Here is a 12,189-nt window from a genome sequence, read left to right on the forward strand (position 1 = left end):
GCAGGAGCCTGCAGCAGCGCTTCGTCTGATCTTCTCAACCTTCCGCATTCTCTTCCTCCCGAGCCCGCTCATAACGCTCAGCATTTCCTGACCGATCTCCGTCGCCTCGACGCTTGCGGTATGGGAAGCTCTGACCCGAGCTCTCGCCTGATATTCCCGCCCGCGGTCCCTTCACGTCCAACCTCAGACGGCGAGACAATGCCGACTATTGTGTTTCGCCCGATCGTCAATGAATTGCTTCAACTCGGCTCGCCACATAATCAGTCCCCGTGGCTCGGCATGGTACGCCTGCAGATCTTCAGCCATCTTCAGTTGCTCCGAGCAATTCAGGCGAATTGCCATCGTCATCTCCCTTGGTTTGCGGGCAATTGCCGTCACGATGGCTTCCCAAAGTTGATGTGCAAGTGACGTGCCATCCTGATGATGTAGCTCCGCGCTGATACTCAAGTTGGGCCGGCCGCCTTCTCCCCGCGCGCGTCTTCTTTTGTTGCTTTGAGGGCTTCGCACGAAATGCAAAACGTTCGACTATAATGCGTCCGTTCGATAGTGGACAGTTTGGGCCAAAGGCCACAATATTGTTTGCATCGGTCGAGACACATGGGAGCGGCGCCGGCTTGAGCGCTGCCGCCCAAGCCGCTTCGAGAGCATGCCGCTCATCCATCTCATCTGCTTTTGGACCGATTTTGACACAAAACTTTCTCTCCGGTGCGCACACCCAGGCTGGAGCGCGTATGTTGACATAAAGATGTCTTTATGTGAATGGACACTACTGTCGTCTTGAGGATGAAAATGTCGCAGAATTCTGCATCGCTGGACGCATTGTTCGGCTCCGTCGCGGCAAAGCCCGACGAGTCGGAAGTGCTTGCGGCGCTGACGGCAGCGGCGCGTGAGCGCATCCTCATCCTCGACGGCGCCATGGGCACGCAGATCCAGGGGCTGGGTTTCGATGAAGATCATTTCCGTGGTGAGGCCTTCGCCGGCTGCGCCTGCCATCAGCAAGGCAACAACGATCTTCTGATCCTGACGCAGCCGAAGGCAATCGAGGAGATCCACTATCAATACGCCATCGCAGGCGCGGATATCCTCGAAACCAACACCTTCTCCTCGACGTCGATCACCCAGGCCGATTACGGCATGGAGGATGCCGTCTATGCGCTGAATCGCGATGGCGCGCGGCTGGTGCGGCGCGCCGCTGTTCGTGCCGAGCAGCAGGATGGCAAGCGCCGTTTCGTCGCCGGCGCGCTGGGGCCGACCAACCGCACCGCCTCGATGTCGCCCGACGTCAACAATCCCGGCTATCGCGCCGTGACCTTCGACGAATTGCGCCTCGCCTATGGCGAGCAGCTGCGCGGCCTGATCGATGGCGGCGTCGACATCATCCTGATCGAGACGATCTTCGACACGCTGAACGCCAAGGCGGCAATCTTCGCAGCAGAAGAGGTCTTCAATGAGAAGGGCGTGCGCCTGCCGGTGATGATTTCCGGCACCATCACCGATCTGTCCGGCCGCACGCTGTCCGGCCAGACGCCGACCGCCTTCTGGCATTCGGTGCGCCATGCCAGCCCCTTCACCATCGGCCTCAACTGCGCGCTCGGCGCCAATGCCATGCGCGAGCATCTGGCCGAGATATCAGGCGTCGCCAACACTTTTGTCTGCGCCTATCCAAATGCCGGCCTGCCCAATGAATTCGGCCGTTATGACGAGAGCCCGGAATTCATGGCCGCGCAGATCGAGGATTTCGCCCGCGAGGGGCTGGTCAATATCGTTGGCGGCTGCTGCGGTTCGACGCCTGAGCACATCCGCGCCATCGCAGAGGCGGTGCGGAAATATCCGCCGCGCACCATTCCCGACATCGTGCGCAAGATGCGCCTGTCCGGGTTGGAACCGTTCACGCTGACGGATGAGATTCCCTTCGTCAATGTCGGCGAGCGCACCAATGTCACCGGCTCAGCCAAGTTCCGCAAGCTGATCACGGCGGGCGACTATGTCGCCGCGCTCGACGTGGCGCGCGACCAAGTCGCCAATGGCGCGCAGATCATCGACATCAACATGGACGAGGGACTGATCGATTCGAAGAGGGCGATGGTGGAGTACCTCAACCTGATCGCCGCCGAGCCGGACATCGCCCGTGTTCCTGTCATGGTCGACAGTTCCAAATGGGAGATCATCGAAGCCGGCCTGAAATGCGTGCAGGGCAAGCCGCTGGTCAACTCCATCTCTATGAAGGAAGGCGAGGCGGCATTCCTGCATCATGCCAGACTCGTGCGCGCCTATGGCGCGGCGGTGGTCGTCATGGCCTTCGACGAGGACGGCCAGGCCGACACCAAAGCGCGCAAGGTCGAAATCTGCACCCGCGCCTACAAGCTTTTGACCGAACAGGCCGGCTTCCCGCCCGAGGATATCGTCTTCGACCCCAATGTCTTCGCCATTGCCACCGGCATCGAGGAGCACGACAATTACGGCATCGACTTCATCGAGGCGACGGGAGAGATCACCGGGACGCTGCCGCATGTCCATATCTCAGGCGGCGTGTCGAACCTGTCCTTCTCGTTCAGGGGCAACGAGCCGGTGCGCGAGGCCATGCATGCGGTGTTGCTTTACCATGCTATCCAGGCGGGCATGGACATGGGCATCGTCAACGCCGGACAGCTTGCCGTCTACGAATCCATCGATCCCGACCTGCGCGAAGCCTGCGAGGATGTCGTCAACAACCGTCAACCGAAAGGCGGCGGCACCGCCACCGAACGCATGCTGGAGATCGCCGAACGCTTCAAGGGCACGGCGGGCCAGGAAGCCAAGGAGCGCGACCTCGCCTGGCGCGAATTGCCAGTTGCGCAGCGGATCAGCCATGCGCTGGTCAACGGCATCACCGAATTCATCGANGCCGACACCGAGGAAGCGCGGCTGGCCGCCGAGCGCCCGCTGCATGTCATCGAAGGCCCGCTGATGGCCGGCATGAACGTCGTCGGCGACTTGTTCGGCGCCGGCAAGATGTTCCTACCGCAAGTGGTGAAATCGGCGCGGGTGATGAAACAGGCGGTGGCCGGCTTGCTGCCGCATATGGAGGCCGAGAAGCTGGCCAATACCGCCAATGGCATCGACAATGGCGAACGCCAGACGGCGGGCAAGATCCTGATGGCGACGGTGAAGGGCGATGTCCACGACATCGGCAAGAACATCGTCGGCGTCGTGCTGGCCTGCAACAATTACGAGATCATCGATCTCGGCGTCATGGTGCCGGCGGCAAAAATCCTGCAGACGGCGCGAGAGCAAAATGTCGACATCATCGGCCTGTCCGGCCTGATCACGCCCTCGCTCGACGAGATGGCGCACATGGCCGCCGAGATGGAGCGCGAAGGCTTTGACATTCCGCTTTTGATCGGCGGCGCGACGACCAGCCGCGTGCACACGGCGGTCAAGATCCACCCGCGCTATGCGAAAGGCCAGACCGTCTACGTCACCGACGCCAGCCGGGCGGTCGGCGTGGTGTCGTCCTTGCTGTCGAATGACAGCAAGGCGAAGTATGTCGACACGTTGCGCGCCGAATACAAGAAAGTCGCCGACGCGCATGCCCGGTCCGAAGCCGACAAGCAGCGGCTGCCGCTGGCCAAGGCGAGGGCCAATGCGCATCGGATCGATTGGTCTGAATATGAGCCGCCGAAGCCGTCCTTCACAGGTGTGAAGGTCTTCGAGAACTGGGATCTCACGGAACTCGCGCGCTACATCGACTGGACGCCGTTCTTCCAGACCTGGGAGCTGAAAGGGCGCTATCCCAAGATCCTCGAAGACGAAGCGCAAGGACCCGCCGCGCGCCAGCTGTTCGAGGATGCGCAGGCGATGCTGAAGCAGATCATCGCCGAAAAATGGTTTGCGCCACGCGGCGTCATCGGCTTCTGGCCGGCCAATGCCACCGGCGACGATATCAGGCTGTTCACGGATGAGGGGCGATCGCAGGAGCTGGCGACCTTCTTCACGCTGCGCCAACAACTGACCAAGCGCGACGGCAAGGCCAATGTCGCATTGTCGGATTTCGTCGCGCCGGTGGACAGCGGCAAGCCCGACTACATCGGCGGCTTCATCGTCACGGCCGGCATCGAGGAGGTGGCGATCGCCGAACGATTTGAGAGGGCCAATGACGACTATTCGTCGATCATGGTCAAGGCGCTGGCCGACCGCGTCGCTGAGGCCTTCGCCGAGCGCATGCACGAGAAGGTGCGCAAGGAGTTCTGGGGCTATGCGGTCGACGAAAAGCTGGCGCCGGACGAGCTGATCGGCGAGCCCTATCGCGGCATCCGCCCGGCGCCCGGTTATCCCGCCCAGCCCGACCACACCGAGAAGGCCACACTGTTCCGGCTGCTCGACAGCGAGCGCAATGCCGGGGTGAGCCTGACCGAAAGCTATGCGATGTGGCCCGGCTCGTCTGTGTCGGGGATCTATCTGTCGCATACCGAAAGCTATTATTTCGGCGTCGCCAAGGTCGAACGCGACCAGGTTGAGGACTATGCACGCCGCAAGGACATGCCGCTCGCGGAAGTGGAGCGCTGGCTCGGACCCATTCTCAACTATGTGCCAGCGCACTATGCCGAGGCTGCGGAGTAGTGGCGGCAAGCTCTGCCGTCTTACGCTCCGAGCCGCAACTGCCGTTTCTGTATCATGGAAATGAGGTCCCGGATAAACGCTCAGGTCATAGGAATGTCAGCTGAGGCACAATTTCCATTCACGCGTTTCCGGCCGCCTCAGCGATGGCCATATCCCTCGCGCGCAGGAAGACGCTCTCCATCCGCCAGTGCTCGTTGGTGTAGCGGGGGTCGTGTGCCCATTCGTCCCAGCCATGATTGCGGCGGAATTCGCCGAGCAGGCCGGAAGCTGCAAATGACCTTTCCGAAAAGTTTGCGACAGAACCTTTCTATCGCTACCCCATTCGTTCTGAGGCGAACGAACCGGGTGATGGTGGAAATACAACCGTCTTGTTCCCGTTTAGGAAAACTCGGCCATGGATGTGGGCGTGTATCGCCCGTGCCAAGGCCTGTGCTTCAACGTCACGACCCAAGCTGACGTAATCCTCATTGGACTGCGCATGTGTCACCCGAATGATGTCTTGCTCAATGATCGGCCCCTCATCTAGATCGGCAGTGACGTAATGAGAGGTCGCGCCGATCAATTTCACTCCGCGTTCATACGCTTGCTTGTAGGGATTGGCGCCCTTGAACGAAGGAAGAAACGAATGGTGGATGTTGATAATGCGGCCGGACATCTTCCGACATATTTCATCCGAGAGAACCTGCATGTAGCGAGCTAGAACGATCAGCTCGGCCTTGGTCTCGGTCACTACAAGCATCTGCTGGGCTTCCGCTTCGGCTTTATTTTCCTTCGTTACCATGATGCAGTGAAACGGAATGTCGTGATTCACCACGACCTTTTGATATTCCATGTGATTGGAGATCACCGCCACGATATCGATCGGGAGAGCGCCAATGCGCCAACGGTAGAGGAGATCGTTGAGGCAGTGGCCGAAGCGAGAGACCATGACGATAACTCTTCGCTTCACGGCCTCGTCAAAGAATTCTGAATCCATCGCGAAGCGCGATGCGATTGGATCGAAGCCGACGCGGAGCTCGTCCAGGTTTCGCCCACCTTCAGACCGGAAGCTCACTCTCATAAAGAAGTTGCCAGTATCAACATCGTCAAACTGCGCACTGTCCGTGATGTTGCAAGTTTGATCAGCGAGAAAGCTGGAGATCGCAGCCACTATGCCCCTGGTGGAACGACATTTCACGCGAAGTGCAAATTTCGACATTGTTCGTTCCTCAGTTGTTTCGCGCCGCCAAGGTGTGACGGAATGCGGAAAGGGTATTCGCGAGCAAACACGCGATTGTCATCGGACCCACGCCGCCTGGGACAGGTGTAATCGCTTGAACGTGAGCAGCCTCTGCAAATGCGACATCGCCAACAAGGCGCGGCTTTCCGCCTTGGGTCACCCGATTGATACCTATGTCGACGACAACCGCGCCTGGCTTGATCCAATCACCTCGGATCATTTCTGCGCGTCCGACCGCGGCGACTAGAATGTCGGCCATCCTGCAGAGAGCCGGAAGTTCGCGGGTCCGCGAATGAGCGACTGTTACAGTGCAATTCTCAGCCAGCAACAGTTGGGCCATTGGTTTGCCGACGATATTGCTTCGTCCAACTATGATCGCGTGGAGACCAGCTAAATCGCCGAGACGATGCTTCAGGAGCAATAGGCAGCCGCGAGGAGTGCACGGAACGAACCCTTCTTGGCCGGTCGCCAGCCTGCCGGCATTCTGGACATGAAACCCGTCGACGTCTTTGGTCGGATCAATCGCGTTGAGAACCATGTTCGGATCAATCTGAGACGGCAATGGTAGCTGTACCAAAATGCCATGCACAGAAGGGTCCTGATTCAATTCATTAACGATTGACAACAGGTCGTCCTGATTGGTGTCGGCTGGAAGTTTGTGTTCAAAGGACGCCATACCCACCGCAAGCGTCTGACGGTGTTTGTATGCGACATAGACAGCACTCGCTGGGTCTTCTCCCACTAAGATCACTGCCAAGCCCGGCACTTTTCCGGTTGCCGATCTCAGCGCAGCTACATCGGCGGCAATCTGCGTGGTAAGGGTGTTTGCGACTGCTTTTCCGTCGATGAGCTTGCTGGGTTGAATGCCAACGGTCATGATTTTGCCTTTCGGTCTCGCGGGCGTCGAAGAATGCTGGACGCCGTGCCGGTACGACCAGCGCGGCTGCGATGGAAATCCCTGCGGACCGAGGGACAATTAGTCTATCTCAACTGAGAATAGATCGAAAAAGTGGATACTGATATTGAGACGGAGCAAGTCTCACTATCGAGATCCCAAGTGACTAAGAAAGGTTTCAAATTCAGCCTCCGGGATCGCCGCAGTGTGTTCGGGTCCGGGATAGGCACCGGAATAGATGTCAGCCCGGAATTCCCGGAATGCGGCGACGCGTTCACTATTCAGTCGGTCGAACTCGGCCTTGAAGTTGCGATACGCCTTGGCGTGGCGCGGAAGGCGGTTCCGGCCGTAGCCGAGCACGTCCTCTGCGAACAGGTACTGGACATCGCCACCTGAGCCCGAACCGAGGCTGAAGTAGATCATCGATGTGTTTTTGGCGAAGAACTCGGCTATCCGGCCGGGAACGACCTCAAGCTCAACAGCGAAACAACCGATTTCCTCGAGCCGTTTTAGTCGCTTCCACATCGTCAGCGCCTCTGATGCGGTCTTTCCGACAGCGCGCCAGCCGGTCCAGGTAACGTAAGATGGAATAAGGCCCACATGAGCGACAATCGGAATGTGATTTTCGCACATTGTCCTCTGGATATCGAAAGAAGCGGCACAATAGAAACAATCGCCCCCAATCGCTGTGTAGCGGTAAGCCGCCTCCAGGAATTGCTCGGCGCTGACCAGCAGCTTTCCGTCCACGGTTCCTTTCGTTGGCGGCGTCAGGCCGATCTGCACGAAGCACGCCCCCGCCGCCTCACGCATTTCGGGGGTGAAGTCCTTTGCCTCGATTGACAGGAGATCGATCCCCGCAGCGGCGGCGGCGGCGGCTTCCTCCGTGCTGGTGACATAGAGCATCGAAAGCTTTTCGCCCCGTCGCTTCTTCGCGCGTATGTCTTCGACGTGAGGTCTGTTGTGGTACATGATCGTGGGTCTCCGCGAAATGCGACTCCCTTTAATGAGTCTCGCTTACTCAACGGGTATCAGGAAGGTCAGGACTGAACCGGCACCCTGAACGAGGGTCCCAAGCTTGGCGTTCAATCGAGCGTTCTCGGGTGCGGAAAGGTGCGTCTCGAAGGCCGCCTGGTCCGCGTAGACCTCGTAGACGACAAACTTGTCTGGTCGACCGTCGACTTGGCGGCAGGCAAACGCTCGGTTCCCAGGTTCTTGCCGAACAATGCGCCCGTAGTCGCATAGCAAGCCGCGGACCTTTTCAACCGTCTCCGGAAGAGCCGTGACTTCCGCGATTACGGCTTTCGCGTTGATGTCGGTCAACGGATAGTCTCCTCAGACATCGATTATCACGCGGCCGCCTTCGACCTTAACGGCGTAGGTGCGCAGGTTATCGCAGGCGGGAGGCGTCTCGACCTCGCCGGTTGTGAAGTCGAAGACCGAGGCATGCTTGGGGCATTCCACCGTATTCTCCATCACCAACCCGTCGGCGAGGTGGATATTCTCGTGGGTACAAAGCCCGTCCGTGCAGTAATACTGGTCCTGATGATTCCGGAAGATTGCGAACGTCTTACCTGCATGGTCGAACCGTAGGCCGCCTTCCTCTTCCAGGTCGTCGGCTCCACAAACGTCAATCCAAGGCATCGTCACTCTCGCTAGATTTTGAGGCAACAGGGTTCGAGCGGGTTCAGGCCGATTTGTCCTTGAGGCGCTCTTTCTTGGCGCGGAAACGCGCCTTCATCCGTTCGTCAGATTCCTTCGACCCGTCGTGATAGGTGCCGAACATCCGGTCCACGGGGACGAGCCCCTCGCCTCCGTAATTCACCTCGAAATACTTATGGTGGAGGTAGTGCATATAGGCGTGGGTATCGAACCCCTGCTCATCGCTGGTCTCAACCGTGTCGAAACCGATGTGCCCAGGCACGGCGCCGAAACCCGCGAAGTGTAGCTGGTAGAGTGCAATGACGGGGTTTGAGGGGATAACGAAGTGCCAGAAAACCACCCCGAAATAGAGCAAGTGCTCAATGGGATGCATCGATAGCGATGACCACGGGCTGGGATTTATGGAGTTGTGGTGCACCGAATGGACGTATTTGTAGAGCACTGGGACGTGGATCAGCCGGTGGATGCAATAGAAGTGGAAGTCGTGAATTATTGGCACCACGACAGCCACGACCCCGAGCCACACAGGGTGCTCGGCGAAGTTGAGCCAGGGTATGTATCCATTCGCGGAACTCCACAGCATCAAGACCTGCAGGCACGTCCATATCGGTACACCGATCAGCAGCGACCGCAGCATATTGTCGAGGGTCTGCTTATTGAACCAAAATACATTTGATTGCTGATCCGCCGGGAACTTGTGGTTGTACTTAAATCGGTTCCCCTGCCGACGGCGAACGTAAAGCGGCAACTCCCAGCTTTGGTACCAGAGAAAGGCCAGGATGAGGTTCACCGCCAGCATTTTCAGCGACCAACCCCATGCAAAGTTCTGCAGGACTGCGGCGTCAGGGACAACCAGCTGCCAGTAGGCGAGTGCCGAGACCATGAACAGCAGGTTGTACGGAAAGAAGTAAGATGGAAGCCACTTCAGAAGCTTCTTTGGATTGGGAGGGAAGAGCCATATTGGCGCCGGCTCCAACAGCTCGTTGGGAGCCCAATCGCCGCGCTTGCTGCGCGTTCCAAACTTAAGATCGTCCATCGGATGCTCCTTTCGATCTCGCCCCGAAAGGCCCGATCGGCCTACAACATGCCAATATTCCAACAAATGGTCAATAACTAAATCCGGTTGATTTACAAAAAAAATCATGCCAGATTTCGGCCGTCGATCCTACGGCAAGCTGACGGGTGGAAGACGAAGCACTACGACCGCATTCACGCGCTCAAAGGGAGCCTCAATTGGGATATCAGACGCGGCGGGCACTGGCGCGATGGCATCGCGGGCGTTCTGGACGTCAAGACCGGCCAGCAGTAACGAGAAGGGCGCCATGATAACCGGCGTTTCCGATCTTAACGCCCCTGAAAACGCGAGCTGTATCTAATGTCAGTCGACAGCACCTTCAACGCATTCGTAGGCAACGCGACGCACCGTGGCGGCAACCAGATAGGTGTCAAACACTACAATGAGCGCTTAATCCTTAGTCTGATCCAGGAGGCTGGCGCGCTTTCCAAGGCCGAGATCGCGCGCATTACACATTTGTCCTCGCAAACGGTCACGATTATCGTAAATCGCCTCCTCAAGGAAGGATACCTGCGGAAGAAGGACGTAATCCGCGGCCGGATTGGTCAGCCTTCTACTCCGATCGAGATTGCACCGGATGGAGCGATTTCGATCGGGGTCAAGATTGGCCGCCGCTCCTTGGATCTGCTGGCTCTATCGTTCGACCGCCGGGTGATTGCTAAGAAAAGCTTTGCCTACGATGCCCTCGACGCGGACGTCGTCTCGGGCCTGATGGGAACAGCGTTCGACAGCCTGAAGGATGATTTGAGCCGCGTCCAGAAATCCAGACTCGTGGGCGTAGGTATTGCTGCTCCAACGGCGATCGAGTCTGGCATAGCCGTCATCGGTGATCCTGGCGGTGCATCCCCACGCTGGCGGGAGGCCGACATGGTCGCCAGGGTCGAAGAAACCTCCGGCTTGAGCGCCGTGGTGCTCAATGACGCTGACGCTGCTTGCTTGGCTGAGATTGATTTCCGGAGAGAGAACCGGAATCGGTCAATCGTATACTTTTACATCAGCACCTTGATTGGCGGCAGTGTTGTTTTGGAGGGCAATCTAATTACCGGCCACACCGGCAACGCGGGCGCGGTGGGTGCAATCCCTCTTAAACTTGGATCGCACAATAGGAGTCCAGCGCCCGCGCGGTTGAGTCAAGCCGCCTCCCTCAATCGGTTGGAGGTCCTTGCGGCGCAGCACAAATTGCCAATGAAGACGTTCCGTGAAGATGGTGGATCCGTCGCCAAGCTTGATGAACCGGCACTTGCCTGTTTCGATGAGTGGTGCGATCTGGCGGCGGATGCACTTGCTTTTGCGGCCATCTCTGGCACGAGCTTCATCGAAGCCGATAGTGTCGTTGTTGACGGCGTCCTCTTGCGACCTCTCCTCGATCGTCTCATCGTGAGCGTCCGGGAACGAGTGGCAGGCTACGATCTGGAGGGCATCATCATTCCTGAGTTCCGTGTGGGCTCGATCGGGTTTAACGCCCGCGCGATTGGCGCTGCTCTGGTTCCATTGAACGAACAGTTTGCGCCAGACAACAAAGTCGTTCTCAAGAGCTGAAGTGAAGGACCGCATGGCAGAGATAGCTATTGTCGGCGCCGGAGAATGCGGTGTCCGCGCCGCATTCACGTTGCGGGAACTTGGTTTTCAAGGGTCGGTAACGTTGCTGACTGCAGAGAAAGCTCTGCCATATGAACGACCGCCGTTATCCAAGACGATGCTAGCCAATCCCAAGGCCATTCGTGCCGAAGATGCCTATCCCGGAGCAGGGATCGAACTCCGACGTGGTGCGCTGGTCGAGTCTCTGGTGCCTGAGAGGCGGGAGATTCACCTCGCCGATGGCACGCTCTTGACGTATGATCAGTTGCTCCTTGCGACGGGAGCCCGTGCCAGATTGTTTCCTGGCCTTGAAGGCTGTCTCACACTACGAACCGATGTGCAGGCGCGGCGCATTATGCTGGAGTTCAGCAGCAATGCGCGCATCGGGGTCATTGGTGGCGGATTCATTGGCCTTGAACTCGCCGCGACTGCGCGGCAGGCAGGTGCCGAGGTTACGGTGATCGAGACCGCACCGCGCATTCTCGGACGCGCCGTGCCCGGGGCGATCGCCCAAATCGTTCACGCGCGGCACGAAACCGCAGGGGTCAAGATTCTGACTGGTACTGTCGTCACCGAGGCTGGAACGAACCGCATTGTGCTGGCCAACGGGATTGAACTGGAGTTCGACGCCGTTATCGCTGGCGTCGGGGCGATCCCTAATACCGAGCTCGCCGAAAAGGCCGGTCTGTTCGTGGATAACGGGATTGTTGTCGACAGCGCATTCCGAACCTCCGAACCCAATATCTTCGCCGCAGGCGACTGCTGCAATTTCGAGTGGCGAGGAGCCCGTATGCGACTTGAAAGCTGGAAGGCCGCACAGGACCAGGGTGACCATGCCGCAGCAGCCATGCTCGGTGCCAGTGGAGAGTACCAGAAAGTCCCGTGGTTTTGGTCGGATCAGTTCGATCTGACTCTGCAGGTCGCAGGGCAGTTCGATCTAACCCGGGATATACATCACCGCGCAGCCTCCGGTGGGGTCCGCATCGTCTTTCAGTGCGATCAAGATGCCCGGGTCTCAGCGGCCGCCGCAATAGGACAGGGGAACACGGTCGCGAGGGACATGAGTGTTCTCGAGAAGCTCATCGAGCGCGGAACTGTGGTTGCGGCCAGTTCGCTGATAGACCCTGACTTTAGGATCAAGGGCTTGCTCAAGTAATCAAGTAA

At 58.5% G+C, this 12,189-nt stretch carries 10 protein-coding genes; 3 read left to right on the forward strand and 7 right to left on the reverse strand.

Going from position 1 to position 12,189, the window contains the following annotated elements; genetic code table 11:
• Positions 1–183 precede the first annotated feature (183 nt).
• Entirely contained in the window at positions 184–447 is a 264-nt protein-coding gene (locus X760_RS0139255; RefSeq protein ID WP_031194737.1) for a hypothetical protein, read from the reverse strand.
• Between the two features lie 342 nt (positions 448–789).
• Here X760_RS0139255 and metH point away from each other — a divergent pair, with 342 nt between their 5' ends.
• The gene (gene metH / locus X760_RS66515) at positions 790–4,599 is read left to right on the forward strand and encodes a methionine synthase (RefSeq protein WP_031194739.1); all 3,810 of its coding nucleotides are present in this window, start codon (positions 790–792) and stop codon (positions 4,597–4,599) included.
• 313 nt (positions 4,600–4,912) lie between these two features.
• Here metH and purU read toward each other — a convergent pair whose 3' ends face one another.
• From purU to X760_RS66545, 6 genes are all read right to left on the reverse strand, one after another.
• On the reverse strand, positions 4,913–5,797 hold the full coding sequence (purU, locus tag X760_RS66520) for a formyltetrahydrofolate deformylase (RefSeq protein ID WP_031194740.1): 885 nt from the start codon (positions 5,795–5,797) through the stop codon (positions 4,913–4,915).
• Between the two features lie 10 nt (positions 5,798–5,807).
• Positions 5,808–6,695, reverse strand: a complete 888-nt coding sequence (gene folD / locus X760_RS66525; RefSeq protein ID WP_023721594.1) for a bifunctional methylenetetrahydrofolate dehydrogenase/methenyltetrahydrofolate cyclohydrolase FolD — start codon at positions 6,693–6,695, stop codon at positions 5,808–5,810.
• A 165-nt stretch (positions 6,696–6,860) separates the two neighbouring features.
• Positions 6,861–7,616: a 3-methyl-2-oxobutanoate hydroxymethyltransferase gene (locus X760_RS66530; RefSeq protein WP_245278697.1), complete on the reverse strand. Its 756-nt coding sequence runs from the start codon at positions 7,614–7,616 to the stop codon at positions 6,861–6,863.
• A 111-nt stretch (positions 7,617–7,727) separates the two neighbouring features.
• Positions 7,728–8,033, reverse strand: coding sequence for an antibiotic biosynthesis monooxygenase (locus X760_RS66535; RefSeq protein WP_023721596.1), 306 nt, complete (start codon positions 8,031–8,033; stop codon positions 7,728–7,730).
• A 12-nt stretch (positions 8,034–8,045) separates the two neighbouring features.
• Entirely contained in the window at positions 8,046–8,360 is a 315-nt protein-coding gene (locus X760_RS66540) for a MocE family 2Fe-2S type ferredoxin (RefSeq protein WP_036245547.1), read from the reverse strand.
• 37 nt (positions 8,361–8,397) lie between these two features.
• A complete protein-coding gene (locus tag X760_RS66545; protein ID WP_023721598.1) occupies positions 8,398–9,408 on the reverse strand; it encodes a sterol desaturase family protein in 1,011 nt (336 codons plus the stop codon).
• 339 nt (positions 9,409–9,747) lie between these two features.
• On the opposite strand from X760_RS66545, the gene X760_RS66550 reads away from it, so the two are divergent.
• Positions 9,748–10,986, forward strand: coding sequence for an ROK family transcriptional regulator (locus X760_RS66550; RefSeq protein WP_023721600.1), 1,239 nt, complete (start codon positions 9,748–9,750; stop codon positions 10,984–10,986).
• A 13-nt stretch (positions 10,987–10,999) separates the two neighbouring features.
• Entirely contained in the window at positions 11,000–12,181 is a 1,182-nt protein-coding gene (locus X760_RS66555) for an FAD-dependent oxidoreductase (protein WP_023721601.1), read from the forward strand.
• The last annotated feature ends 8 nt before the right edge of the window (positions 12,182–12,189 follow it).

The sequence above is a fragment of the Mesorhizobium sp. LSHC420B00 genome, from assembly GCF_000503055.1.
Classification (GTDB): Bacteria; Pseudomonadota; Alphaproteobacteria; order Rhizobiales; family Rhizobiaceae; genus Mesorhizobium.

Coding starts and splice junctions, on each gene's coding strand:
- purU (WP_031194740.1), bottom strand. CDS start 5,797: ATGTCGAAATTTGCACTTCGCGTGAAATGTCGTTCCACCAGGGGCATA.
- folD (WP_023721594.1), bottom strand. CDS start 6,695: ATGACCGTTGGCATTCAACCCAGCAAGCTCATCGACGGAAAAGCAGTC.
- X760_RS66530 (WP_245278697.1), bottom strand. CDS start 7,616: ATGCTCTATGTCACCAGCACGGAGGAAGCCGCCGCCGCCGCCGCTGCG.
- X760_RS66545 (WP_023721598.1), bottom strand. CDS start 9,408: ATGGACGATCTTAAGTTTGGAACGCGCAGCAAGCGCGGCGATTGGGCT.
- X760_RS66550 (WP_023721600.1), top strand. CDS start 9,748: ATGTCAGTCGACAGCACCTTCAACGCATTCGTAGGCAACGCGACGCAC.
- X760_RS66555 (WP_023721601.1), top strand. CDS start 11,000: ATGGCAGAGATAGCTATTGTCGGCGCCGGAGAATGCGGTGTCCGCGCC.